Genomic DNA, 25,525 nt, shown 5'->3' on the forward strand with positions numbered 1-25,525 from the left:
CGGGGCGGTACTGCCAGCGTTGGCGGTGCGCGTATGCGCGTGGGTGGCAGGTAAGCGTGGCATGGCTTGGCGCTACGGGGGCGTGCGCGCATGAGCCGTGCCTACCATTTCATCGCCGGCATGCCGCGCTCGGGATCCACGTTGTTGGCAGGCATCCTGCGTCAGAACCCACGATTCCATGCCGCGATGAGCAGCCCGGTGGCGGGCCTGATCAACGGTGCACTGGAACAGATGGGCGCCGGCGGCGAGTCAGCGGCCTTCTTCGATGAAGCCAAGCGCAAGGCCATCTGCAGGGCCATGCTGGATGCCTACTACGCCGATTCGGCCGCACCGGTGGTGTTCGACACCAACCGGCAGTGGACCGCGCGCATGCATCAGCTGGCGGGCCTTGTGCCGGACTTCAAGATCATCTGCTGCGTGCGCAATCCGGCCTGGGTGATGGACAGCTTCGAGGCTATCCACCGTCGCAACCCGTTCGACTACAGCCGCATGTACAACGCAGCCACGCGCCAGACGGTGTACAGCCGCTGCGAGCAGTTGATCAGCGCTGATGGCGTGGTTGGCGGTGCCTGGACAGCATTGAAGGAGGCCTATTACGGCGATTTTTCAGAGCGCTTGCTGTTGGTGGACTACGAACTGCTTACCCGCCATCCGGCGCGCACCATGCAGTTGGTCTATCAGTTCCTGAGCGAAGCAGAGTACGCACACGACTTCGACAACGTCGAGTACGCCGAAGAAGCGTTCGACCAGCAATTGGGCGTCAAGGGCCTGCATGACGTCAGGCGCAAGGTCGAGTTCAAGGCGCGGCGCAGCATTCTGCCGCCGGATCTTTTCAATAAATATCAGGACATGGATTTCTGGCAGGACCAGACGGGCACTTCCGCCGGCATCATCGCCGCGCGTCGGTCCGAAACCCAGGCTCCGCTCATCACCAAGGCCACACCATGAAGCACACACTGCTCGGCGCAATCTCCACGCTGCTGCTCCCGTTCTCTGCCCACGCTGCATCTTCGGCAGGCGGGTACTTGATGCGCGGTGGCTATCAGCCGCGCAGCTACCTGCGAATGGGCCATGGCGACGACACCACCGCTACGTTGCCGCTAGGCAAAGCGACCACGCGCAAGCCATCGCCGGTGACGGTAGCCGCTGCCGATGTGCTGGATATCCAGCAGCATGCCGGGGTTACCGAGCTGGTGGTGATTGACAGCTCTGTGAAGGACAAGGCCACGCTTTATCACGGGCTAAATCCCGGTGTGGGCGTGGTTGAAATCGACGCGAATCGTCCAGGCCTTCCCCAGTTGGTACAGGCACTGCAGGGTTACACGGACCTTGCAGCGATTCACGTGGTGTCGCACGCGAGTCCGGGTTCATTGCAGCTGGGTAGCAGCCGCATCACGGCAGAATCCATACATGCCGAACTGGGAGCGATGCATGCACTACGCACGGCTGTGCGTGAGGGCGCGGACTTGTTGTTCTACGGCTGTGATCTCGCCGCGAATGCCGATGGCGAAGCATTGTTGGACATCGTGCGCAGCCAGACCGGCATGGATGTCGCCGCCTCATCCAATCTGACAGGCAATGCCAGTCTGGGAGGGGATTGGGAACTTGAGGTGCGTCGTGGTGATGTCGAGAGCGCATTGGCCTTCTCAGGAAAAGCGCTTGTCGACTTCTCTGACGTTCTGGTAGCAAGTAATGGGCCCCATAACTTTGCTGGCTGGAGCGGGTCGTGGACGGGGCAGCTCAGTACCACCGACTTTCGGCTAACTGCCAAAGACGGTGCGGGGAATCCGCAATCCGTTGGTATCTACAGCGGTGATCTCAGCTACATGATGAATGGTGCTGGCAACGGCAACCATTACCTCTACCTGAAGGCCGATGGCACCAACACCACGGCGTTTGAGCTTACGGGGCTCACAGCTGGTGAGTACACCGCAGGCGGTCAATTCACGAATGTTCGTATTGTTGGCATGGTTCACGGAGGCGGCACCGTCGCTTCTGCGGCGCTGACCAACAGCGGGATGCTCAACGAGGCATTCGTGTTTGGTAGCGCCCAGCTAAGTTCCTTCCAGGGGGTGAAGCTCACAGGCTTCAAGCTCTATTTCGACTGTGATGGTGCTTGTGACCTGCTCAGCGAAGCGGCGTCCTTTGAATTCCGTAACTTCACCATCCAGAACGCGATCAGTACACCACCCGTGCCGGTGGTAACCGATGGCAACATCAGCATCTCAGGCGCAAGCGGCACCAGTGGCGCCTACAAGATTGGTGACACGGTTACCGCCACCTGGAACAACACGGCAGGTGGCGACAACAATGCGTCGGTCACCGGGGTGACCATGGACTTCAGCCAGTTCGGTGGCGGCGCGGCAGTGGCTGCGACGAACAGCAGCGGAAGCTGGACGGCGACGTACACCCTGACTGCCGGTGCAATCGACACAGCCAACCGCAACGTCAGCGTGACCGCGACGAACAGCGGCGGCGCCACGACGACCGCGGATTCAACCAACGCCATCGTGGACAACATCGCGCCGACGGTAACTGACGGTAGGATCAGCATCAGTGGCGCCAGTGGCACCAATGGTGCCTACAGAATCGGCGACACGGTGACCGCCACCTGGAACAACACCGCCGGTGGCGACAACAACTCCGACACCATCTCCTCTGTGACGATTGACTTCAGCCAGTTCGGTAGAAGTACCGCCGTGGCCGCAATCAACAGCGCGGGCATCTGGACGGCGACGCACACCATCGTTGCCGGCAACATCGACACGACCAATCGCAATGTCACTGTCTCCGCGACTGACAACGCCGGCAACGCCACTTCGACGGCGGATACCGCCAATGCCATCGTGGACAACATCGCGCCCTCGGTGAGCAGCATCGCCGTGAGCGGTACGCCGGGCTCAGGTGATACGTCGATGGCATTCACCGCGACCTTCAGCGAGCCGGTGACGAACGTGTCCACCTATGATTTCGCTCTGGTTGGCACGGGAAGCGCATCCGGGTCCATTACCAGCGTGTCTGCTTCGAGCGGGTCTGCCGTCAATGTCAATGTGGTGGGTATCAGCGGGACTGGCACGCTCAGGGTCGATCTCAATGGCTCCGCAAGCGCCGTCGACGATGTTGGCAACACGGTGGCCGCCTTCAGCAGCGGGTCCACGCATTCGGTTGCCATTCTGACTGCACCCGATGCACCTGCCATCGGTACGGCATTGCCAGGTGATGGACAGGTGGCGGTGACGTTGAGCGCGCCGGCCAGCAATGGTGGCGCGCCGATCACCACTTACACGGCAACGGCCAGCCCAGGCGGAGCCTTCGGCACGTGCGCGGGCCCCTCGGCATGCACGGCGACGGTCACCGGTTTAAGCAATGGCACCCCGTACACCTTCACAGCGACAGCGACCAACGCCATCGGCACCAGCCCGGCCTCGACTCAGAGTGGCCAAGCCACGCCCAAGGGCAACCAGACCATCACCTTTGCCAATCCCGGTGCGCAGAACTACGGTACCTCGCCCGATCTGTCGGTCCTGAATGGTGGGGCTTCATCGACGTCGGGCCTGATGGTGTCGTTCACGTCATCGACCACTGGCGTCTGCATGATCACCAGTGATGGCGTGCTGACTTTTTTCACCGCCGGGAGCTGCACGGTAGACGCCGACCAGGCTGGCAACAGCAGCTGGAACGCGGCGCCCACGGTCAGCCGTAGCTTTACGGTTAATGCGATCGTGCCCGGGACGCCAACCATCGGTACCGCAACCGCAGGCGACACCCAGGCAACGGTGACGTTCACCGCTCCAGCGAGCGTGGGGGGTGGAAACATCTCCGGCTACACGGTGACCGCGAGCCCGGGGGGAGCCACGGGTACCGGTAGCCACTCACCGATTACGGTGACTGGCTTGACCAACGGCACGCCCTACGAATTTACCGTCACCGCGACCAACAACGTCGGCACCGGCGCGGCGTCGAATGCTTCCAACTCGATCACGCCCGCAGCGCCGCAGACCATCACCTTCGCCAATCCCGGTACGCAGAACTACGGTACCTCGCCCGATCTGTCGGTGCTGAATGGTGGGGCGTCATCGACGTCGGGCCTGGCGGTGTCATTCACGTCAGCGACGAAGGGTGTCTGCACGATCACCCGCGCCGGTGTGCTGACGTTTGTTGCGGCGGGCACCTGCACGATCAGTGCCGATCAGGGCGGCAGTTCATCGTTCCTGGAGGCTGCGCAGGTGGCGCAATCGTTCACGGTCAGTCCGGTTGTGCCGGGCGCGCCCGTCGACCCGGTAGCCACGGGAGGTGACACCCAGGCGAGCATTGCATTCGCTGCACCGTTGAACATCGGTGGTTCGGCCATCACCGGCTATACCGTCTTCATTACGCCTGCCGATGTTGCGCCTGTAAGCGGCTCAAGCTCGCCCATTGTCATTACCGGGTTGACCAACGGCCAGGCGTATAGCTTCAGTGTCGCTGCGGGCAATGTTGCGGGCACCGGCCCGGCATCGGTCGCCTCGAACAGCACCACCCCGAAGGCAGCGCAGACCATTACCTTCATCAACCCGATCGCGCAGAACTTCGGCACGACGCCGACGCTCAGCGCCAGGTCGGATTCGGGGCTGACGCCGCTGTTCACCTCGAGTACGACTGACATTTGCGCCATCACAGCCAGCGGCGCGCTGACATTCATGAGCGCAGGGACATGCACCATCAAGGCCGACCAGAGTGGCAACGGCAGCTACCTGGCGGCAACGCCAGTGACCCGCAGCTTCACGGTCAATGCGGTACTGCCCGGTGCGCCGACGATCGGGGCCGCCACCGCGCAGGGCATCGACAAGGCGGAGGTTTTCTTCACTGCGCCGGCCAGCAGTGGCGGTGTCGCCATTACCGGTTACACGGTGACGAGCAGCCCCGGTGGTGCGACCAAGACAGGAGCTGGCAGTCCTATCGTCGTTGACGGACTCAACCCGGCAACGTCGTACACCTTCACGGTGAGTGCAACCAACGTGGTCGGCACCGGTCCGGGGTCGACCGCTTCCAATCCGGTCACCACCATCCCGGTACTGCAAGCCAATGATGTCAGCGGTAGCGTGACCTACGGCGCGGCTGCCACCGTGATTGCGTTGTCGATCACTGGTGTCGCCGACGAAGTGCTCATCACATCTCAGCCGGTGAATGGCAGTGCGGTCGTCAGTGGTACTTCTGTCAGCTACCAGCCCCATCCTGGTTACGCGGGCCCGGACCAGTTCACCTATGCCGCGAAGGATGCGTACAGCACGTCTGCGCCAGCGCGGGTGGACATCCGGGTGGCCGCGCCGACACTGACGATGACGTTGGACGCGTTGCCGGCCACACAGGCCAGTACCGTCTATACGCAGACGCTGGGCGCCAGCGGTGGTACCGGTCCGTATGGGTATGCCGTCACCGGCGGCAGTCTGCCCAACGGCCTGACGCTGTCGGCGTTGGGCGAACTGACGGGCACATCGACGCAGGTGGGCACTTTCAACGTGACCATCACCGCGACAGACAGCAGCACGGGCGATGGGCCTTTCAGCGTGTCGCAGAGCTACCGCCTGGTGGTGGGGGCGGCACAGGTGACGCTGGATACGCGTGTGTTGCCGCCCGCCAGCGGCGACCAGGGCTACTCACAGACGCTGACCGCCAGTGGTGGCAGTGCGCCGTATCGCTTCGCGGTGACGGGGGGGCAGTTGCCTGCCGGTCTGTCACTGGCACCGACCGGGGAATTGTCCGGTGAGCCGGAAGCCGCCGGTAGCTACACCTTCACAGTGGAAGTGACAGATGCCAACGGCTTCACCGGCACACAGTCGTTGACGCTGAAGGTGGAGTTGACGGCGCAGGTGATCAGCGCGTTGGCGAGCGATCCGCAGGCACCGGTGTTTGCGCAGGGTGGGAGCTTCACCGTATCGGCCACCGGCGGTGGCTCCGGCAACCCGGTGCTGTTCGGCAGTGCCTCGCCGGGCGTGTGCTCGGTTGCGGGTGCGCAAGTGACCATGCTGGCAGCCGGCAACTGCGTGGTGAGTGCCGACCAGGCCGGCAATGCGATGTATCAGGCCGCATCGCAGCTACGTCTGGAGATCGTCATTTCGGCGGCAATGCCGACGTTGGAGTGGATGCAGGCGCAGACCAAGATCTATGGCGAAGCTGCGTTCGAGTTGGCTGATCCGCGCAGCAACAGCCAGGGTGCTTTCAGCTTCAGCAGCAGCAACACGTCCGTGGCCACCGTCAGTGGGCGCACGGTGACGCTGGTCGGCGCGGGTACCACCACATTGATTGCCACACAGCAGGCGCATGGCAGCTACACCGCCGCCACGGTGGAGGTGGAACTGACGGTGAGTGCGCGGCCGGATCCGACGCTTGATGCCGAAGTACGCGGCAGCGTGCAGGCGCAGGTGGACGCGAGTGTGCGTTTCGCGCGCGTGCAGCTGAGCAATATTCAGGCGCGTCTGCAGCAGGTACGTTCCGGTGACAACCCGTCCTCGGCGGCGCTGACATTGGCCTATGCAGGCGACCTGCTCGGCCAGGGCATGTCAGTGCCGGTCAGGCTGCCGATGAACGCGTGGAAGGGATTGCCGGCGGGTTGGGGTGGCTGGATGTCAGGCACCGCGACCTTCGGCAACAGCGGGCAGCAACGCGGCGGTGGCTTTGATTTCCACACCGATGGCATCAGCCTGGGCGTGGACCGCGCATTGGGCAACAACGCGTTGATGGGTGCGGCGGCCAGCATGGGCCGCAACCGTAGTCGCCTGGATCACTCCCCTTCACGGATGGATGCTGACCAGTATTCGCTGGCGTTGTATGGCCTGTGGCGTGCGGGTGAACACCTGTTCGTCGATGGCGTGCTGGGGCATGGTTGGCTGGACTTCGATATGGCCCGCTGGAGCGATGTGATGGGCAAAACCGCGTCTGGCCAGCGCGATGGTCAGCAGACGTTCGGTGCGCTCACCTTTGGCTACCAGCAGCAGCTCAATCGCGTTTCGTTGGCAGGCTACGGCCGCTTCGATGGCAGTCGCAGTGCCTTGGACGGCTACCGTGAGTACGGTCTGGGCGTGTACGACCTGGACTACGCAGCGCAGACGGTGAACAACAGCGGGCTGGCTGTCGGCATGGACGGCAGCTATCTGTGGCGCGGTGACACGTTGGAGCTGCGGCCGTTCTGGAAGGTCGAATACCGCCAGTCGTTGTCCAATACCGGTGACGCACGCATCAATTACGTGCAGCAGCCGGTAACGGGTGGCTACCTGCTGGGAATGAACAGCTATGCCGACGACATGCTGACCCTCGGCGCAGGCCTGGACATGCGAACCCAGCGCGGTTGGTTGATCTCGCTGTTGTTCGGTCGCGATCAGGGGCGCAGCAGTGACAGCAGCAACAGCGTCGGCCTGCGTGTTTCGTACGGCAAGGGCGGCGCTTCGTCGATGGACATGGGCATGTACTCGGCCGATGGCGAGTTGAGGGAATGCCAAGGGCGTCGTTGCCGGCGTGGGCAGACGCGCGGCGGAGAAATCCATCCCTGATGCACGGCGGCGGCCCCGGCAGGTGACTGCCGGGCTTCGCTGACCAGACGTTACAGCCCGGCGTTGTGCCGGGCTTTTCTTTGTCTTTGTCTTTGTCCGGCATCCCGGCACGCTCCATCCGACGCTTCGTTTTACCTGGGCACCGAAAAACGTCCGGAAGCGTGTGGATTTCCGCCGCTCAGGTTCCAAGAGAAACACGTGGCGTGTGGTGGCGAACGCTGCGGTGGCGCCTCAACGGCGGTACAAGCGCGTGGCGATACGGGTATGAGCGAATGGGCGCTGGCGCGGGGGCGTTGGAGGTTTGGCGCAGATCGACATCCCTCTGTTGCCAACACCAAGAGGAAGGCTAGGCGGAGGAGATGTCGGGGGGGCGTCCGCCTCAACGCCGAACACAAAAAACGCCGGCATTGCCGGCGTTTTCTGCAGTCACGCGGGACTCAAATCACGGCCTTACGGTGTTGGAAATCACTTCCACCCAGTAGCCATCCGGGTCCTTGATGAAGGCCAGGTTCTTCATGCGGCCGTCGGTCAGGCGCTTTTGGAACGGCACGTTCAATGCTTCAAAACGGGCGCATGCCGTTTCGATATCGGGCACCGACACGCAGATGTGGCCGAAGCCGCGCGGGTCGCTGTTGCCATCGTGATAAACCGGGCCGTCCTGCTTCTCGGTGCCGTGGTTGTAGGTGAGTTCCAGCACCCCCGGGATGCCGGCCATCCACAGGCGGCGCGCTGAATCTTCTTCGGGGACCTGCGTGCCAGCGGGCACATAGGCGAGGAAGTACAGACTGAATTCGGCTTCGGGGAAGTCCCGCTGATCGACCAGTTGGAAGCCCAGCACGCGCGTGTAGAAATCCAGCGACGCGTGGATGTCCTTGACCCGCAGCATGGTGTGGTTGAAGACGAAACCGGTGGTTTCGGCCGGCACTTCGGCAGCCACGCCGGGCTGCTGGTGGAGGGTTTGGAGGCTCATCGGTTACATCCTGAGGGAGTGAATGGGGAGGGCGAAACGTGCTGTTTTTGACGGTGATTCAAGTTGCATCTGCAATCAACGTCGAATGAAAAAAAGTTGCGACTGAAAGCAGTAGCGCGATAGACACCGCAGCTTGTTTGCATCAACAGAAAAAATCATCAATGCCATGCCTTGCGCATCTTGGCGGTGCCAGATGCGCTGGCTATGCTGCGTCGCAGGATAGTCATTGTTGCTTTGCCACGAACTGAAGGACAGTTGCTTGGTGCTTGAATGGGGCAGAGACGACGCCGGCACAAGGGCCGTGCCGGGAATGTGCAGGGAGCGCAGGCAGGAAACGATGCGTTGGGAAGTGCTGGGGAGTTGACAGCCCTTCTCCAGACGCGTTATTCATTGTTTGTATATACAAATAGAAAGGGTCGTCGGGAACACCATGCCGTACCGCTTCTGGCTGCCACTGCTGCTGATCTGCGTGCTTGCTGCCGAAGGCGTGCTTGGGGCGTGGGCCGGCGCGCGCATGGCGATGGAGACGGTGGCCAGTGTGGCCACCGACACCGGGATTGGCGCGGTAGACCCTGACTGCGAGCCGGCCAAGCCCGTGCTGGCCCAAACCCATGGCGACCACGGCAGCGGCACCGGCAACCTGCCGCCACACCATGCCGATTGCACCTGTGTGGACAGCACCAGCTGCGAATGCGTCTGCGTGCTGGTGCTTTATCCCCCCACGTCCGTGAAGCTGTTTGCCGGCACCCATCCCCCGGTGTCGCTGGATACCGCACTGCCGGTGCTTGAGTTACCCGCCAGCAAACTTTCGCGGGTGTTCCGACCTCCCATCGTTTGACCTGTCGTCCCTGCGTCATCAGGACGTTGCAGTGCCTCCGTGTGCGCCTTTTGTGCCCGCGGACATCACCCAGAGACAGGTTTACCCAGCGGGAGAGAGAAATGTATTTGAAGTCCCATGCCTTGGCCGTGGCCATTGGCAGCGTGTTGTGTGTGGTCGTCACCAGCCAGGCCGCGCACGCACAAGAGAATCCAAGCCAGCCGGAGAACGCACGCACGCTTGATGCCGTGCAGGTCACCGGCAGTCACATCAAACGCGCGCAGTTGTCCGGTGTCGGTCCGGTAAGCGTGGTGGATGCCGAAGCCATCGAGCGCTCCGGCGCAACGTCGGTGGAAACGCTGCTGCAGCGGCTGCCGGCTTCCGCCGGGTTTGCCGGCAGCCAGAGCAACGCCTACTGGGCCGAGAACGGCTACGGCACCACCCAGGTCAACCTGCGTGGACTGGGTGCCAACCGCACCTTGGTACTGCTCAATGGCCGCCGTATCGTCAACGGCGGTACCGGTGCAAACAGTTCGGTCGATCTGAATGTGATTCCGGTGTCGCTGATCGAGCGCGTGGAAGTGTTGAAGGATGGCGCCTCGGCCATCTACGGCGCCGATGCGGTGGCCGGCGTGGTCAACATCATCACCAAGCAGGGCTTTGATGGCGCCGACGTAGCGGTGCGCTATGGGCAGACTGCCGAAGGCGATGGCGAAGAGAAATCCATCGATTTCAGCTGGGGCATCACCGGCGAGCGTGGCTCGCTGATGACGGCAATCAATTATTACGACGGCGGCTCGGTGAACATGGCGACGCGCGCGCCGTGTGGCCTGATCGAATCGGACGGCAAGCTGGTGTGTTCGGGTAGCTCCACCACGGTGGGCGGCCGCGCATTGTTGGCCGATGGCAGCCGCGTCAATTTCAACCAGGTGCTGGGTGGCAACGGTGATTTCTACGAACCGTACTCGGCGGCCAAGCACAACTACAACGGCAACCACACGCTCAACGCGGTCAACCCGATTGAACGCTTGAGCTTCAGCGTGTTTGGCGACAGTCAGATCAATGACACCACCACCGCGTTCGTGGAGATGATGTTCACCAACCGCCAATCAAAGCAGTTGGCGACGTCCGGCGCGTTGGGCGTATACCGGCCCATCAACATTGCCGCTGATCATCCGACCAACCCCACCGGCCAGGATCTGCTGCTGCAACGCCGACGTCTGGAAGAAGCCGGCCCGCGTCACTTCTCGCAGGAAACCGACACCTATCGCGTGGTTGCCGGTTTGAAGGGACAGCTCGGCACCAGTTGGGATTGGTCGGCCGCGTTCAACTGGGGCCGCAACACCGGCGTGGACGCTTCGGACAACGTTGCCAATCTGGACCGCGTCGAGCAGACGCTCGATCGCCGCGTCTGCAGTCCCGTTCCGGGTGCTGCGATTCCGTGCGGTGATTACCTGGGCTACGGCGACCTGAGCCAGGAAGTGCTGGACTACATTCTGTTCAATTCGCGCGACACGGGTGGCAACGAGCAGAAGAGCTTCACTGCCAACCTCAGTGGCCAGATTTTTGAGCTGCCGGCCGGTTGGGTGGGCTTTGCGGCCGGTGTGGAGGTACGCAAGGAGCGTGGCTGGCGCGATCCGGATCCGCTCACCGTGCTGGGCATCGGCAACACCAATCAGCAGGATCCGATCCACGGGGAGTACACCGCCAAGGAAGTGTTCGCCGAACTGGCAATCCCCCTGCTGCAGGACAGCGTCATCGCCGACTCGCTGTACCTCAACCTGGCGGGGCGCGCGTCTGACTACGATCTGTTCGGGCGCGACTACAACTACAAGGTGGGCCTGGATTGGCAGGTCAACGAATCGTTGAAGTTGCGCAGCACCTACGCCACTGCGTTCCGCATCCCCAACATTCCGGAACTGTTTGGCGGTGTGGCCGAAGGCAATTTGACCACCACCGACCCGTGCAGCAACTGGAGCAGCCTGCCTGCGGATTCGGTGGTGCGTGGCAACTGCCAGGCATATGGCGTGCCGGCAGGGTATGTGCAGCCGGGCAACAGCATCCTCACCACGTCCGGTGGCAATGCGGATCTGAAGCCGGAAGACGCCACCTCGTTCACCGCTGGCGCGGTATGGACACCGGCGTTTGCTTCCGGCCTGACGCTGACGCTGGACTACTACAACATCCGCATCAAGAACGCGATCCAGCGCATTGCCGGCTCCACCAAGCTGGCCATCTGCTACAACACGCCGGGGTTGGCGCACCCGTTCTGCGATGCCAGCAACTTCACCCGCAACCCGCGTACCGGCGAAGTGGATTATCTGTCCTCGCAGCCAGTGAATGCGGCCAACGAGCGGGTCAGTGGTGTCGATCTGGGCGCGCTGTATGAGTTCGAGATGGCGGGGTTCGATGCCAGCGTCAGTGCTGACGTGTCCTACTTGCAGCGCTATGACGTGCGTCCGTACGACGGTGCGGAGGTCATCGAGTATGCGGGCAAGATCACCGGTGGCCGAGGCAGTTATGCCAAGTGGCGTGGCCTGGTGGCAGTGAACGCGGCACGCGACAAGTGGTCGGGCACGTGGTCCACGCAGTACATCGGTCGCACCGATGACATCAACGCGACGCGCGGTGATATTGGTGACCATGCGCCGTCGGTGTTCTATCACAACCTGCAACTCAAGTACGCCGTGAGCAAGGCGCTGGATGTTTCGCTGGGCCTGGACAACGTCTTCAACAAGAAGGCGCCCTTCATCCAGAGCTACACCGATGCCAACACCGACACCATGACGTATGACCTGCTGGGTCGCCGTTGGTACGCACGCATCGGCTATCGCTGGTGACCGCAGGCGCCCCGTCGCATAAACGGCGGGGCGCATCGCAGACTGAGGATGATGTAGATGAAACCCGCTTTCTGGGCGCGCCGCGCCCACAAATGGATCGGCCTGATCATCGGCGTGCAGGCGCTGTTGTGGATGCTCAGTGGTGTGTACATGACCGTGGTGCCGCTGGACGTCATCCATGGCGACCATCTGGCGCATGTGCACGGTGACCCGCTGCCACCGCAGACGGCGCGCGTCGGCGCCGATGTGCTGGTGGCGCGTTACCCGCAGTTGCAGTCGTTCCGGCTCAAGCATGTGCTGGACCGTGAGGTGTACGAAGTGCAGCAGGGAGGCGGCAAGTTTTTGGTGGATGCGGCCAGCGGCGAGCGTGTGCCGCCGCTGGACCGTGATGCGGCCATTGCGTTGGCGAAGTCGCTGTATCAGGGGAAAGGCGAAGTGACACGGGTGGAGTGGATTACCCGCGCGCCGTCTGAAGTGAAGACCCGCCCCGTGCCGATGTGGGCCGTGCATTTTGCTGACAGCGGTGACACCACGTTGTACCTGTCGCCCGACAATGGCGAGCTGCTCGCGCGTCGCCACAGTTTGTGGCGCTGGTTCGATTTCCTGTGGATGTTCCACATCATGGATTACGAGAACCGCAGTGACGTCAACAACACCTTGTTGCGTGTGGCATCGGTGGTTGGCCTTGGCTTCGCATTGAGCGGCATCTGGTTGCTGTTTTACAGCTTCGGCAAGCGGAGGCCCGCATGACGCCCTGGATGCGACGCCTGCACAAATGGGTGGGCCTGCTGATCGGCCTGCAGTTCGTTGTTTGGCTGGGCAGTGGCTTGATGATGAGCCTGCTGGACCCGGCCAAGATTGAAGGCAGCGCGCAGCGCGCACCGGAAATGGACGTGCCCGCATGGCCGGCGGATACGGTTTCGCCCGCTCAGGCGCTGCGCGCGGCCAAGCACCCAGCAGCAACGTTGGATAGCGGCTGGCTGCTGCAAAACCCGGTTTATCGCCTGCAGTCGCCGGAAGGCACCGAGGTGATTGATGCGCGAAATGGTCACCGCATTGATGTCAACGCCGCATTGGCGTTGCGCGTTGCGCAGGCCGCGTATCGCGGTGGCGGCGTGCCAGCGGCTCCGCAGTATCTGAAGAAGACGCTGGAAACGCGGGCCAATCCGGACCCTGTGTGGCGCGTGGATTTCAGCGATGCGCAGGACAGCACGATTTACGTGTCCGCGCACAGCGGCCAGGTGATGGAACACCGCAACGCGACGTGGCGGCTGTTCGACATCTTCTGGATGTTGCACATCATGGATTACAGCGAGCGGGCAAACTTCAACAATCCGCTGGTAGTGGGCATGGGTATCGGTGGCCTGTGGTTGGCGCTGACCGGTTTCTGGCTGCTGGTGACCAGCTTCCATCTGCAGGAGTTCATCCCACGCCGCTGGCGCCGGGAGCGCCAGTTGATGGTGTTCGCCCCCGGTGGTGCGCACCTGCGAACGGTGACGGCTGCCAACGGTGACAGTGTCTATGTGGCGCTGGCACGCGAAGGTGTGAACCTGCCGTCCAACTGCGGAGGCGGGCAAAGTTGCGGCCTGTGCGAGGTGCGTGTGCGTGGCGGCGCAGGCAAGGCAACTGCGGCGGATCGCTCGCACCTGGCAGAGGCAAAGTTGAAGGTAGGTTGTCGTCTGGCCTGTAACTTGCCGGTGGACGAAGATCTGGAAATCGAAGTGGCCGGTGGTGCCAGTCTGTGGACCGAACATTGGGCCACGGTGGTGAAGGTGGAAGCGGTGACGCCGTTCCTGCGCGAGATCCATCTGCAGCCGGAACATGCGGCCGATGCCCAGTTCCAGCCGGGCTGCTATCTGCAGCTGCATGTGCCCGAGTACCAGTTGCCGCGCAGTGCGTTATGGCATCCGGACGATCATCGCGATGACTGGAAGCCGTTGCCACTGCCGACGACGTTGCAGAACAAGGCGGCAGTGCGTCGTTCGTACTCGCTGGCGATGCCGGTCAGTGCGGCCGAAGGTCAGTTGGTGTTGCTGGCGCGCTTCAGCCCAGGCTGGCAGGAGAGCAAGCGGCATCCGCCGGGCAAGGGCTCAACGTATCTGTACACCCTGCGCGAAGGCGATCGGGTGCGCTACAGCGGGCCATTTGGTGATTTCGCTTTGAGCGGCGTCGAGCGCGAGAAGGTATTCATTGGTGCCGGAGCCGGCATGGCACCGTTGCGGGCGATGATCCAACAACGGCTGGAAGAGGGCGGTGGTGAGCGTATCCACTACTGGTATGGCGCGCGTAGTGCGCGCGATTGTCCGTATGCAGCGCAGATGCAGGCACTGGCGGGCCAGTATTCCAACTTCAGTTGGCACCCAGTGTGGTCGGGTGGCGCCGAGGGTGGTTCGCCACGTCGTGTGCATGACGCGATACATGAGGATCTGTTGCGACAGCATCCGGATCTTGGTGGTTGCGAGTTCTATCTGTGTGGACCACCGGCGATGCTGGCAGCGACGCGGCAGTTGCTGCGCACCTTGGGCGTCGATGAAGCGAGGATCGCTTACGACGATTTCAAGATCTAAGGGGTGTTTGGGATTGTGTGTTTGAAGCGGCCCTCACCCCAACCCCTCTCCCGCACGCGGGAGAGGGGCTAGGAATGCTCGGCAACGCGTGGTGTATGCATCCCTTCTCCCGTGAGCGGGAGAAGGTGCCCGAAGGGCGGATGAGGGGGCTTTGGTTTGTCTGCTTCAAGGGCGCCCTCACCCCAACCCCTCTCCCGCACGCGGGAGAGGGGCTAGGATTTCTAGGCAGCTCGTGGTGCATGCATCCCTTCTCCCGTGAGCGGGAGAAGGGCTAGGGATGCCAGGCAACTCGTGGTGCATGCATCCCTTCTCCCGTGAGCGGGAGAAGGTGCCCGAAGGGCGGATGAGGGGGCTTTGGATTTTCTGCTTCAAGGGCGCGCTTACCCCAACCCCTCTCCCGTAGACGGGAGAGGGGCTACACCTGCGAGATCGCTTGCGGCGCTTGCTTCACTCGTGCTTCGAGAACTCACTCAGGCTGCCATCTTCGCCAAGCAGCGAGACAGTGAAGGGTTGGCTGTAGCCATCCGGCGATTCCATGCCCGGTGAACCGACCGGCATGCCCGGCAGTACCAGGCCGCGTGCCTTCGGTCGCTCGGCCAACAGCTTCTGGATGGCGGCTACCGGCACGTGGCCTTCAACTACATAGCCATCGATCTCCGCAGTGTGGCAGGACATCATGCTGTCGCTGATCTGCAGGCGCTGCTTCACTGCCCCCATGTCCGTGGTGTCGTTGATCTGCACCGGGAAACCGGCCGCCTGCATGTGTTCGGCCCAGCCACCACAGCAACCGCAGTTGGGGTCTTTGTAAACCTTCACCAAGGGCAGGGTGTGTTTCGCTGCCGCTGCTGCAACCTCCGCTACTGCGGAAGTCGTTGCGCTGGCAGTGGCAACCACAGCCGATGTGGCTGGCGTTGCGTTGCAGGCGCTGATCAGTAGCGTGCTACCCGCCAATGCCAGGCCGTAGAAAGACACCTTCGATGGAATTTTCATGATGTTTGATTCCTTGCAGAGTGTCGCGCCGGGGTCATCACGGCGCGACGGGAGAGGTCAGAGCATGGAGATGCCGCGCTTGAACTCATTGAGATCGAGTTTTCCGTCGCGGTTGGCATCGCTCATGTCGAAGTGGGGCAGCAGTGCATGCTTGGCAGGCAGTTCCTGGCGGGTAACGAAGCCATCGTTGTTGGCATCCAATCGCTTGAATGTGGCATCGCTGTCGGTGGCAGCAGGCTTGGTCGCGTGTGCGCTGTGGTCATGTGCGCCATGGCCGGCGTGTTGGGCATTGGCCAGTGCGACCGGTACGAAAGCAGCAGCGGCGCCAAGCAGCAGGGTGTGCAGAATTTTCATGTAGTTCTCCGTATTCGAATGAGAATGGGCGGCTCACCGGTTGGCGTGTCGCCTTGCAGGATCAGAACCAGAAACGCAGGCCGGCCACCCAGCGTGAATCACTCACGCCTTCGCCCGCATCGCGGTGCAAGTCGGCCGTGCGGCCGAACTTGCGTTCGTACAGGAAGCCGACATACGGTGCGAAACGCCGGGTGATTTCGTAGCGCAGGCGCAGTCCGGTCTCGACATGACCCAGACCACTGCCCACGCCGCGCCGCGGATCGTCATCGGCGGAGATGCTAGCTTCAACCACCGGTTGCAGGATCAATCGGTTGGTCAACAGCACGTCGTACTCGACTTCAAACGCCAACTCCGCTTTGCGCGTGCCGCCGAGATAGGCCATGGCCGATACCTCGAACTTGTACGGCGACATGCCCTGGAAGCCGATGGCGGCGCGGGTGAGATCAGGCGTTTGGCGGCTGTTGTCATGCCGCACGCCGCCGACAACATCCCACCACGGCGTGATCGAACGTCCGTACAGCGCATCCACCGACCAGTCGCCAAGTTTGCTGTCACTGCGGCTGCCTTCGCTGCGCACCCACAGTCGGTCGATGTCGTTGCCAAACCAGGCGTCGATACCCCATGCCTGCCCGCTGCCGTGGTCGTTGTCCCACGCTTCCAGGTGGTCGAACACCACCAGGCTGTTGAACGACGGTGCGTGCTCCATCGCATGCGGCTTCAATACGGGGAACGCGGCGGCGAAGTCTTCGGCGGTCGGCGTCGGGATCGGCTCGCGCGGCGTCTCACTGGCTGCCTTTGCAGGCATGACGTGACCGGCATGCGGGTCGGTGCCGTGTGCACTGTGATCCATGGTCGACATATCGTGGCCGGCATGCGGATCATCTTTCGCCGGTGCCGGCATGACATGACCGACGTGCGGATTCGCGCCATGGGGACTGTGATCCATGGCCTTCATGTCGTGGCCCGCGTGCGGGTCGTCCTTCGCAGGAGCCGGCAGTGCATGACCTGCGTGCGCGTCATGCGTCTGTGCAGCGGGTTTGGTCTTGGGCATGACGTGGCCGGCATGCGGATCAACTGCAGGCTTGACCGGTGCACCATGTCCGGCATGCGGGTCCTGCGCGAATGCGGTGCCGCTGGCCGCCAGCGCGATGAACAGCAGCGTGTGGGAGATCGTCTTCATGCGTCGATCCTCACTTCGCGCATCATTCCCGCTTCCATGTGATAGAGCAGGTGGCAGTGGAAGGCCCAGCGGCCGAGCGCATCGGCGCGCACGCGATACGTGCGGCGTGTGCCGGGCGGCATGTCGATGGTGTGCTTGCGCAGCTGGAACTCGCCGTTGGCATCTTCCAGGTCGCTCCACACGCCATGCAGATGGATGGGGTGCTGCATCATCGTGTCGTTGACCAGCACGATGCGCATGCGTTCGCCATAGTTCAGGCGGATCGGCTCGGCCCCGCCAAACGGAATGCCGTCGAAGTTCCAGGCGAATTTTTCCATATGCCCGGTCAGGTGCAGCTCGATCTCACGGCCCGGCTGGCGTCCATCCGGGTCGTCGAACAGCGAGCGCATCGCTCCATACGTCAGCACGTTGCGGCCGTTGCCACGCAGGCCGATGCCGGCATCATCCAGCTTGGGTTCGGTGGCCGAGGTCTGCATGTCCACCAGCGGATTGCCGGTTTCGCTCGGCTTGTGCTTCGGTGTTTTGTCACCCGCCGCCGTACCGTGGCCGGCATGCGCATCCTGGCTCATGGACGCACCACAGCCACCCTCCATGCCCTTGCCCATGTTGGCGCCACAGCCGCCTTCCATCCCGGCGTGACCGCCATGGCTGCCCATGTCGTGGCCCATGTCGCTCATGGTCAGCAGCGGACGCGGATCGAGTGACGGAATCGGTGCCTGCAGGCCATGCCGTACCGCCAGCGTGCCGCAGGCGTAACCGGTGCGGCCCATGTCCTGTGCGAACAGGGTGAATGCATCCTGGCCGGTGGGCTCGACGATCACGTCGAAGGTTTCAGCCGGTGCAATGCGGAACTCGTCGATGCTGACCGGATGGATGTACTGGCCGTCGGCAGCCACTACGGTCATCTTCAGGCCGGGAATGCGCACGTCGAAGTACGTCATCGACGCACCATTGATGAAGCGCAGCAGCACCTTCTCGCCGCTGCGGAACAGCCCGGTCCAGTTGCCGGCCGGCGCGGTACCGTTCATCAGGTACGTGTAGGTGTGGGCGTTGATATCGGAGATGTCCGAAGGCGTCATCCGCATCCGGCCCCACATGCCACGGTCCGACAACGTCTCGCGTAGGCCGTCGTTGCGTGCATCACGCAGGAAATCACCCACCGTGCGCTGGTAGGTATTGTCGTGCATCGGCATTTTCTTCATCCGCCGGTGCAGGGCGTTGACGTCCATATCCGTCCAGTCCGAGAGCATGACAACGTGCTCGCGATCAAAGTGGTACGGCGGCGGCGCCAGCGGGTCCACGATCAGCGCGCCGTACAGGCCGGCTTGTTCCTGGAACAACGAATGGCTGTGGTACCAGTAAGTGCCCGATTGCTTGAGCTGGAAGCGGTACTGGTAGGCCTCGCCCGGTGCAATGCCGTTGAAGCTCAGGCCCGGCACGCCGTCCATGTTGGCCGGCAACAGAATGCCGTGCCAATGGATGGAGGTGATTTCATCGGTGAGCGTGTTGGCCACACGCAGGTTGACCATGTCGCCTTCGCGCAGGCGCAGGATGGGCGCCGGCAACGAGCCGTTGACGGTGATGGCGCCGCGCGTGCGGCCAGTGAAATTGACCGCTGAACGGCCGATGGCAAGGCTCAGATCAGTGCCACGCAACTCGGTGGCCGGCACCGCCATGGCGGCGCTGGTGGAAGCGAAGGCGCTGGGGATGCGCCCCAGCCCGGCACCGGCGACGACACCGCCCAGGGCAAGGCCCTGCACGAAGCGTCGTCGCGACAGCGCCGAGCGCGAGTCGGAAAGGAAATCGGATGACATGTGGAACTCCCGGTCATGCACCGGCGACACGATAGGTCGCGGCATGTCCTGAACAGATCAAGGAAGCACCTTGGCAAAGCAAAGGCGCAGGCATCTGAGCGGCGCGTGGACGCGCCGCGGGAGATCAGGCGATGGGAGGCCGGTTGAGCTGGCCGGGTGCCACATCATCGTGCGATGGCACCGGCGGTATTGGCGCGAGCGTATGGCGCGTTGTGCCCAGGCGGGTCATCGCGGTGGCAGGCAGCATGTTGCAGTGCTGTTTGCAGTCGCAGTGGTTGCCGTCGGCACAGCTTGAAGGCGCCTTGTCAGCACTGTCCGCGTCGCACTGCATGCTGGCCGTTTCGTGGCAGCAGTCGTGCGCGCTGTCGTTGGCCTCCATGGCCATGGTCTGCATCGGCATCGCCATTACCGTCGCAGACCATACCGACCCGACCGCACCAGCGATCAGGGACAGGCACAGCAGCAGGGGCAACAGAATGCGCGGCACAGAGGGACGTCCATAAACAGACCTGAACCATATCATTCCCGGGTAGGGGAAGAACTGAACGGTTTGTTGCTTTTTATGGTTGCAAGGGTGGGAAGGTTTGAAGCTCCGATGTCTGTCCGGTGATCGTGACAAGCACTATTTCCGTGCAAGGGGGCATTCAACCGACGCGTGTCGGGTAATCGCCGTGGTTTGAACGGCACCGCTCCGGAACCCCAGCAGGACACGCCGGTCCCAACGCCAAAATCCCCCACCCAGTAGAATCCACACCAGTCTTCATTGAAGTGGCATTCCATGTCCCAGCGTGCATGGGTGGCGGCAGCCATCCGCAAGATCGAGGCTGATTTCAACCGTTCGGCCGACACCCACCTGATTCCGATGGACTTACCGGGCTTCCCCGGCATCGACCTGTACTTCAAGGACGAGTCCAGCCATCCAACCGGTAGCCTCAAGCACCGTCTGGCGCGCTCGTTGTTCCTGTACGCGCTGGCCAATGGCTGGTTGCGCGAAGGCGGCCCGGTGATTGAGGCGTCCAGCGGATCCACCGCCGTGTCCGAGGCCTACTTCGCGCGATTGCTGGGCTTGCCGTTCATCGCAGTGATGCCAGCCAGCACCTCACCGGAGAAAATCGCCGCCATCGAGTTCCACGGTGGCCGTTGCCATCTGGTGCAGCGCGCCTGTGATCTGAACGGCGAGTCGGAGCGGCTGGCGAGTGAAACCGGTGGCCATTTCATGGACCAGTTCACCTATGCCGAGCGTGCTACCGACTGGCGTGCCAACAACAACATTGCCGAGTCCATCTTCAAACAGATGGCTGAGGAGCCGCATCCGGTGCCGGACTGGGTGGTCTGCAGCCCGGGCACCGGCGGCACCGCTGCCACGCTGGGTCGCTACGTCAGCTACCGCCGCCATGACACGTTGATTCTGTGCGCTGATCCGGAAGTGTCGGTGTTCTACGACGGTTACTGCGCGGCACTGGCCGGCAACGATTGGCGCGACATGACCTGCGAAGGCGGCTCGCGTGTGGAAGGCATCGGTCGCCCGCGTGTGGAGCGCAGTTTCATTCCGACCAGCGTCGATGCCATGGTCAAGGTGCCCGATGCGCTGAGCCTGGCGGCGATGCGACACGTCAGCGCCACCCTCGGCCGCCGCGTCGGCGGGTCCACAGGCACCAATTTCATCGGCGTGCTGTACGCCGCCCAGCAGATGCGTGATGCCGGGCGTAGTGGCTCCATCGTCACCATTCTGTGCGACTCGGGCGACCGCTATGCGCACAGCTACTACGACCCCAGCTGGTACGAGCGGCAGGGCATTGACGTGGTCAACGCCGATGCCGTCATTGCCGCCGCCGTAGCGGGGCAGGGCACGCTGGCGCTGCCTTGTGCGTGGCTGGAAGCGTCGCCATATCAGTCGTGATGCCAGCCGTGCTGGCGCTGTTTTCAGGACAACGATGAACACCAATCCCCTGCTCGATTTCTCCGGCCTGCCGCGTTTTGACGGCATTGGCCCGGAGCACGTCACCCCCGCCATCGACGCCCTGCTGGCCGAGGCCGAAGCGGCGGTGAAAGTGGCCCAGACCGTGGCGCCCATCCGCTGGGACAGCTTCGTGACGCCACTGGATGACGCCACCGAACGCCTGTACCGCGCATGGGGGCAGGTGTCGCATCTGCAGTCGGTAGTCAACACGCCGGAACTGCGTGAGGTCTACAACGCGAACTTGCCAAGGATCAGCCGCTTCGGCAGCGCGGTTGCGCAGAACCCGGCGCTGTATGCGCAGTACAAGGCGTTGGCTGCCTCGGACGAAGCCAAGGCTTACGACGAAGCACGCGGCAAAGTGTTGGCCAATGCGCTGCGTGATTTCCGCTTGGGTGGCGCCGAGTTGAACGATGCCGACAAAGCCCGTTTCGCGCAGCTGCAGGAAGAGCTGTCCGGCCTGCAGGCAAAATTCTCGCAGAACGTGCTCGATGCCACGGATGCCTTCGCGCTGTACGTGGACAGCGAAAGTGAACTGTCGGGCTTGCCGGTTGACGTCATCGCCAACGCCCGTGCCGCAGCACAGAAAGAGGAGCGCGAAGGCTGGAAGCTGACCCTGCAGATGCCGTGTTATCTGCCGGTGCTCACCTACGCTGACAACCGCACGTTGCGCGAGCAGCTCTATCGCGCCAACGCCATACGTGCCTCCGAGTTCGGTGATGCCGCGCTGGATAACAGCGGCAACATCGACCGCATTCTTGCTGTGCGCAACGCGTTGGCAGCACTGCTGGGCTTCGAGAATTACGCCGAGTATTCCATCGCCACCAAGATGGCCGCCGACGCGCCGCAGGTGCTGGGTTTTCTGCGTGATCTGGCCGCACGCGCCAAGCCCTACGCGCAGCGTGATCGCGTCGAACTGGAAGCTTATGCGCGCGACGAGTTGGGCCTGGAAGATCTGCAGGCGTGGGATCTCTCGTACGCCGGCGAGAAGCTCAAGCAGGCGCGCTACAGCTATTCCGAGCAGGAGGTGAAGCAGTACTTCACCGAACCGAAGGTGCTCGCCGGGTTGTTTGGTGTGATCGAGCGCCTATACGGTTTGAACGTGCAGCCCGACAGTGCGCCGGTGTGGCACGAGGATGTGCGTTTCTATCGGCTGGTGGACGCCGATGGCACGCTGGTCGGCCAGTTCTACCTGGATCTCTATGCACGCGAAGGCAAGCGTGGCGGCGCGTGGATGGACGACTGCCGCAATCGTCGCGTCACCGCTGCAGGTGTGCAGACGCCATTGGTCTACCTGGTCTGCAACTTCGGCCGTGGCAGCGATGGCAAGCCGGCCACGTTCAGTCATGACGAAGTCACCACCCTGTTCCACGAGATGGGCCACGGCCTGCATCAATTGCTGACCCGCATCGGTGAGCTGGCGGTCGCCGGCATCAACGGCGTGGAATGGGATGCGGTGGAGCTGCCCAGCCAGTTCATGGAGAACTTCTGCTGGGAATGGGACCAGGTGCAGGCGATGACCGCGCATGTGAGCACCGGTGGGCCGTTGCCGCGCCCGCTGTTCGACAAGATGCTGGCGGCGAAGAATTACCAAAGCGGCATGTTTACCGTGCGTCAGTTGGAGTTCGGCTTGTTCGACATGCTGCTGCATAGCCAGTATCAGCCGGAGCAGGGAGGCGTTCTGCAGGTGCTGGAGCGTGTGCGTGACGAAGTTGCAGTGAACGTCCCGCCGGATTGGAACCGTTTCCCCAACCAGTTCAGCCACATTTTTGCCGGTGGTTATGCGGCGGGTTACTACAGCTACAAATGGGCTGAAGTGCTGAGCGCGGACGCTTATGCGGCGTTCGAGGAAGCGCCGGAGCAGGTGGAAGCGACCGGTGCGCGGTTCCGTGCAGAAGTACTGTCGCGCGGCGGCAGTCGCAGTGCCGCAGAGAATTTCCGTGCGTTCCGAGGTCGTGATCCGCAGATCGACGCCTTGCTGCGCCATAACGGCATGGCCGCCTGAACGCGAGCGGCGCGCGGGGCTGGTAAGCCGGGTGGTTGAGGGTCAAGCTAGGGAACGATTTTTCAAGTTTTGATCCCATGCCCCGGCTTATCACCCGCATAGCAGCGTGCGCGGCCATCATTGGTGCGGTTCTGTGGTTCCAGCCCCGTATCAACGAGCCCGCCGCTCAGGTCAGCAACGGTTTGAACCTGCGCAGTGCGCCGGATCAACGTGCCGAGCGCCTGGCCGTGTTGCCGGTGGGTACCACAGTGGAAGTGCAGCGCTGCCTGGATGACCTGCAGTGGTGCAACGTGCGTGCCGGCGGCAAGAGTGGTTGGGTGGCCGCCAGTTATCTGATCGCCAAGAGTGACGGCAAGCGGGTCAAGCTGGCTGAAGCCGGCAGGGAGCTTGGCGTGGTGATCGAGACGGCTCAACCAGGCGGTTGAGTCCATAGGTTGCGATGAAATGCCGGCGCCTTGAGGTTCGGCAGGAACAGCGCCGGCATGAAGCCACCAGCGCAACGGCGATTGGGGGCGTGCCGCTACAGATGTTTCCGGGATTGCAGCCTTTGTGTGCTTCGTGGCTGCCCCCGTTTCTGCGTGGCATCCAACGCTTCGTCACGTGCAGATAAAAAAACAGCCGCTTTCGCGGCTGTTTTCTTTGCATCAAACCTGCCCGGGCATTACACCCGGCCGAAGATCAGCGTGGCGTTGGTGCCGCCGAAACCAAAGCTGTTGGACATCACTGTATCCAGCTTGGCTTCCTGCGTCTGGCGCAGGATCGGGAAGCCTTCGGCGCGCTCGTCCAGCGTTTCGATGTTGGCCGAGCCGGCCATGAAGCCGTCGCGCATCATCAGCAGGCAGAAGATCGCCTCATGCACGCTGGCAGCACCCAGCGAGTGGCCGGACAGCGCCTTGGTCGAAGACAGCGGCGGCACGGCGTCGCCGAACACGGCGCGCACCGCGCCCAGCTCGGTGACGTCGCCCAGCGGCGTCGAGGTGCCGTGGGTGTTGAGGTAATCGATCGGGCGATCAACGGTAGCCATGGCCATTTTCATGCAGCGCACGGCGCCTTCGCCGGACGGAGCGACCATGTCGGCACCGTCGGAGGTGACGCCGTAACCGACCAGCTCGGCATAGATCTTCGCGCCGCGTGCCACGGCGTGGTCGTAATCCTCCAGCACCAGGATGCCGCCACCGCCTGCGATGACGAAGCCATCACGATTGGCGTCATACGGGCGCGACGCCTGTGCCGGGGTTTCGTTGAAGCTGGTGGACAGGGCGCCCATCGCGTCGAACATCACGCTCATCGACCAATGCAGATCTTCACCGCCACCGGCGAACATGACGTCCTGCGCGCCGTGACGGATCAGGTCCGCCGCCGCACCGATGCAATGCGCCGAGGTGGCACATGCAGCCGACAGCGAGTAGCTCAGGCCCTTGATGCTGAATGCCGTGGCGAGGTTGGCCGACACGGTCGAGCACATCGTGCGCGGCACCATGTACGGGCCCACTTTGCGCACGCCACGGTTGCGCAGCAGATCGGCCGCTTCCACCTGCCATTCGCTGGAACCGCCGCCGGAGCCAGCGATCAAGCCGGTGCGCGGGTTGCTGACCTGCGCATCTTCCAGGCCGGCATCGGCGATGGCGTCACGCATGGCCACATAGCTGTAGGCAGCCGCATCGCTCATGAAACGCTTGAGCTTGCGGTCCACCTGGGCCTCCATGTCCAGCTCGACCCTGCCGGCCACTTGGCTGCGCAGGCCGGCTTCGGCATGGTCCGGGGCTGCGACGATGCCGGGACGGCCATCACGCAGGGCGCTGGAAACGGTATCCAGATCGTTGCCAAGGCAGGACGTGATGCCCATGCCGGTAATGACGACACGACGCATCAGAAGCTCTCGGTTGAAGTGAACAGACCCACGCGCAGGTCCTTGGCAGAGTAGATCTCACGGCCGTCCACCAGCATGCGGGCGTCGGTCTGTGCCATCACCAGCTTGCGGTTGATGACGCGCGAGACATCGATTTCGTACTGCACCAGCTTGGCGCTGGGCAGCACCTGGCCAGTGAATTTGACCTCACCGCAGCCCAGAGCGCGGCCACGGCCTTCGGCGCCCAGCCAGGTGAGGAAGAAGCCAGTCAGCTGCCACATGGCATCCAACCCCAGGCAACCGGGCATCACCGGGTCACCAATGAAGTGGCAACCGAAGAACCACAGGTCCGGTTTGATGTCGAGTTCCGCCCGGATCAGGCCCTTGCCGTGCGCGCCACCGTCCTCACGGATATCGGTGATGCGGTCGAACATCAGCATGGGGTCGTTGGGCAGGCGGCCCTTGTTGGGGCCGAAGAGTTCGCCGCGCGCACTGGCCAGCAACTGGTCACGCGAGAACGTATGCAGACGGGTCATCCGGGGGTAATCCAAAGCCAGGAACGAGCCTGCGAGCATGCGTCAGCACCTGCGTTCAATCAAATGTTTTAACTGGACGGTTGCGTATGTTCGACGCAGTTAGCAGCCGTTCGGGGGCTG

At 62.8% G+C, this 25,525-nt stretch carries 17 protein-coding genes; 9 read left to right on the forward strand and 8 right to left on the reverse strand.

The features are described 5' to 3' along the window. Nucleotides 1–90: 90 nt before the first annotated feature. Together PAN08_RS02705 and PAN08_RS02710 are read left to right on the forward strand one after the other, a co-directional pair. Entirely contained in the window at nt 91–948 is an 858-nt protein-coding gene (locus PAN08_RS02705; protein WP_269790016.1) for a sulfotransferase, read from the forward strand. Next, entirely contained in the window at nt 945–7,526 is a 6,582-nt protein-coding gene (locus PAN08_RS02710) for a DUF4347 domain-containing protein (RefSeq protein WP_269790017.1), read from the forward strand. The genes PAN08_RS02705 and PAN08_RS02710 overlap by 4 nt, the downstream gene beginning before the upstream one ends. A gap of 442 nt (nt 7,527–7,968) precedes the next feature. Here the strand turns inward: PAN08_RS02710 and gloA are convergent, their stop codons facing one another. After that, a complete protein-coding gene (gene gloA, locus PAN08_RS02715) occupies nt 7,969–8,496 on the reverse strand; it encodes a lactoylglutathione lyase (RefSeq protein WP_269790018.1) in 528 nt (175 codons plus the stop codon). Between the two features lie 430 nt (nt 8,497–8,926). Between gloA and PAN08_RS02720 the strand changes: the two genes are divergently transcribed. From PAN08_RS02720 to PAN08_RS18040, 4 genes are all read left to right on the forward strand, one after another. Then, the gene (locus PAN08_RS02720; protein ID WP_269790019.1) at nt 8,927–9,334 is read left to right on the forward strand and encodes a CopL family metal-binding regulatory protein; all 408 of its coding nucleotides are present in this window, start codon (nt 8,927–8,929) and stop codon (nt 9,332–9,334) included. Nucleotides 9,335–9,435: 101 nt separating this feature from the next. Continuing rightward, nucleotides 9,436–12,153, forward strand: coding sequence for a TonB-dependent receptor (locus PAN08_RS02725; RefSeq protein ID WP_269790020.1), 2,718 nt, complete (start codon nt 9,436–9,438; stop codon nt 12,151–12,153). Between the two features lie 57 nt (nt 12,154–12,210). Next, nucleotides 12,211–12,903, forward strand: a complete 693-nt coding sequence (locus PAN08_RS18035; RefSeq protein WP_332840084.1) for a PepSY domain-containing protein — start codon at nt 12,211–12,213, stop codon at nt 12,901–12,903. Then, nucleotides 12,900–14,720 (forward strand): 2Fe-2S iron-sulfur cluster-binding protein, encoded by a 1,821-nt coding sequence (locus PAN08_RS18040; protein ID WP_332840085.1) that lies wholly within the window; start codon nt 12,900–12,902, stop codon nt 14,718–14,720. The genes PAN08_RS18035 and PAN08_RS18040 overlap by 4 nt, the downstream gene beginning before the upstream one ends. Before the next feature lie 447 nt (nt 14,721–15,167). On the opposite strand, the gene PAN08_RS02740 is transcribed toward PAN08_RS18040, so the two are convergent. The 5 genes from PAN08_RS02740 to PAN08_RS02760 all read right to left on the reverse strand — a co-directional run bounded on the left by PAN08_RS02740 (nt 15,168) and on the right by PAN08_RS02760 (nt 19,545). Continuing rightward, the gene (locus PAN08_RS02740; protein WP_269790021.1) at nt 15,168–15,710 is read right to left on the reverse strand and encodes a DUF411 domain-containing protein; all 543 of its coding nucleotides are present in this window, start codon (nt 15,708–15,710) and stop codon (nt 15,168–15,170) included. A gap of 57 nt (nt 15,711–15,767) precedes the next feature. After that, on the reverse strand, nt 15,768–16,064 hold the full coding sequence (locus tag PAN08_RS02745) for an EF-hand domain-containing protein (protein ID WP_269790022.1): 297 nt from the start codon (nt 16,062–16,064) through the stop codon (nt 15,768–15,770). A gap of 61 nt (nt 16,065–16,125) precedes the next feature. After that, entirely contained in the window at nt 16,126–17,244 is a 1,119-nt protein-coding gene (locus tag PAN08_RS02750; RefSeq protein ID WP_269790023.1) for a copper resistance protein B, read from the reverse strand. Beyond that, nucleotides 17,241–19,058 (reverse strand): copper resistance system multicopper oxidase, encoded by a 1,818-nt coding sequence (locus tag PAN08_RS02755; protein ID WP_269790024.1) that lies wholly within the window; start codon nt 19,056–19,058, stop codon nt 17,241–17,243. Before PAN08_RS02755 ends, PAN08_RS02750 begins: the two co-directional genes overlap by 4 nt. 124 nt (nt 19,059–19,182) lie before the next feature. Further along, nucleotides 19,183–19,545: a CopL family metal-binding regulatory protein gene (locus tag PAN08_RS02760; protein WP_269790025.1), complete on the reverse strand. Its 363-nt coding sequence runs from the start codon at nt 19,543–19,545 to the stop codon at nt 19,183–19,185. Between the two features lie 291 nt (nt 19,546–19,836). Here PAN08_RS02760 and PAN08_RS02765 point away from each other — a divergent pair, with 291 nt between their 5' ends. The 3 genes from PAN08_RS02765 (at nt 19,837) to PAN08_RS02775 (ending at nt 23,445) form a co-directional block, all read left to right on the forward strand. Then, nucleotides 19,837–20,958: a PLP-dependent cysteine synthase family protein gene (locus tag PAN08_RS02765; protein WP_269790026.1), complete on the forward strand. Its 1,122-nt coding sequence runs from the start codon at nt 19,837–19,839 to the stop codon at nt 20,956–20,958. 34 nt (nt 20,959–20,992) lie between these two features. Then, a complete protein-coding gene (locus PAN08_RS02770) occupies nt 20,993–23,020 on the forward strand; it encodes a M3 family metallopeptidase (protein WP_269790027.1) in 2,028 nt (675 codons plus the stop codon). Nucleotides 23,021–23,097: 77 nt separating this feature from the next. Further along, nucleotides 23,098–23,445, forward strand: a complete 348-nt coding sequence (locus tag PAN08_RS02775) for an SH3 domain-containing protein (RefSeq protein ID WP_269790028.1) — start codon at nt 23,098–23,100, stop codon at nt 23,443–23,445. A 236-nt stretch (nt 23,446–23,681) separates the two neighbouring features. Here PAN08_RS02775 and fabB read toward each other — a convergent pair whose 3' ends face one another. Both fabB and fabA read right to left on the reverse strand, forming a co-directional pair. Beyond that, nucleotides 23,682–24,890, reverse strand: a complete 1,209-nt coding sequence (gene fabB, locus PAN08_RS02780; protein WP_269790029.1) for a beta-ketoacyl-ACP synthase I — start codon at nt 24,888–24,890, stop codon at nt 23,682–23,684. After that, nucleotides 24,890–25,405: a 3-hydroxyacyl-[acyl-carrier-protein] dehydratase FabA gene (fabA, locus tag PAN08_RS02785; RefSeq protein WP_269791148.1), complete on the reverse strand. Its 516-nt coding sequence runs from the start codon at nt 25,403–25,405 to the stop codon at nt 24,890–24,892. The genes fabB and fabA overlap by 1 nt, the downstream gene beginning before the upstream one ends. Between the last annotated feature and the right edge of the window lie 120 nt (nt 25,406–25,525).

The sequence above is a fragment of the Stenotrophomonas sp. Iso1 genome (assembly GCF_027497995.1).
Lineage (GTDB): Bacteria > Pseudomonadota > Gammaproteobacteria > Xanthomonadales > Xanthomonadaceae > Stenotrophomonas.

Excerpts from the sequence above, each read along its gene's own strand:
- PAN08_RS02705 (WP_269790016.1), top strand. The coding sequence starts at position 91 with ATGAGCCGTGCCTACCATTTCATCGCCGGCATGCCGCGCTCGGGATCC.
- PAN08_RS02710 (WP_269790017.1), top strand. The coding sequence starts at position 945 with ATGAAGCACACACTGCTCGGCGCAATCTCCACGCTGCTGCTCCCGTTC.
- gloA (WP_269790018.1), bottom strand. The coding sequence starts at position 8,496 with ATGAGCCTCCAAACCCTCCACCAGCAGCCCGGCGTGGCTGCCGAAGTG.
- PAN08_RS02720 (WP_269790019.1), top strand. The coding sequence starts at position 8,927 with ATGCCGTACCGCTTCTGGCTGCCACTGCTGCTGATCTGCGTGCTTGCT.
- PAN08_RS02725 (WP_269790020.1), top strand. The coding sequence starts at position 9,436 with ATGTATTTGAAGTCCCATGCCTTGGCCGTGGCCATTGGCAGCGTGTTG.
- PAN08_RS18035 (WP_332840084.1), top strand. The coding sequence starts at position 12,211 with ATGAAACCCGCTTTCTGGGCGCGCCGCGCCCACAAATGGATCGGCCTG.
- PAN08_RS18040 (WP_332840085.1), top strand. The coding sequence starts at position 12,900 with ATGACGCCCTGGATGCGACGCCTGCACAAATGGGTGGGCCTGCTGATC.
- PAN08_RS02740 (WP_269790021.1), bottom strand. The coding sequence starts at position 15,710 with ATGAAAATTCCATCGAAGGTGTCTTTCTACGGCCTGGCATTGGCGGGT.
- PAN08_RS02745 (WP_269790022.1), bottom strand. The coding sequence starts at position 16,064 with ATGAAAATTCTGCACACCCTGCTGCTTGGCGCCGCTGCTGCTTTCGTA.
- PAN08_RS02750 (WP_269790023.1), bottom strand. The coding sequence starts at position 17,244 with ATGAAGACGATCTCCCACACGCTGCTGTTCATCGCGCTGGCGGCCAGC.
- PAN08_RS02755 (WP_269790024.1), bottom strand. The coding sequence starts at position 19,058 with ATGTCATCCGATTTCCTTTCCGACTCGCGCTCGGCGCTGTCGCGACGA.
- PAN08_RS02765 (WP_269790026.1), top strand. The coding sequence starts at position 19,837 with ATGTCCCAGCGTGCATGGGTGGCGGCAGCCATCCGCAAGATCGAGGCT.
- PAN08_RS02770 (WP_269790027.1), top strand. The coding sequence starts at position 20,993 with ATGAACACCAATCCCCTGCTCGATTTCTCCGGCCTGCCGCGTTTTGAC.
- PAN08_RS02775 (WP_269790028.1), top strand. The coding sequence starts at position 23,098 with ATGCCCCGGCTTATCACCCGCATAGCAGCGTGCGCGGCCATCATTGGT.
- fabB (WP_269790029.1), bottom strand. The coding sequence starts at position 24,890 with ATGCGTCGTGTCGTCATTACCGGCATGGGCATCACGTCCTGCCTTGGC.
- fabA (WP_269791148.1), bottom strand. The coding sequence starts at position 25,405 with ATGACCCGTCTGCATACGTTCTCGCGTGACCAGTTGCTGGCCAGTGCG.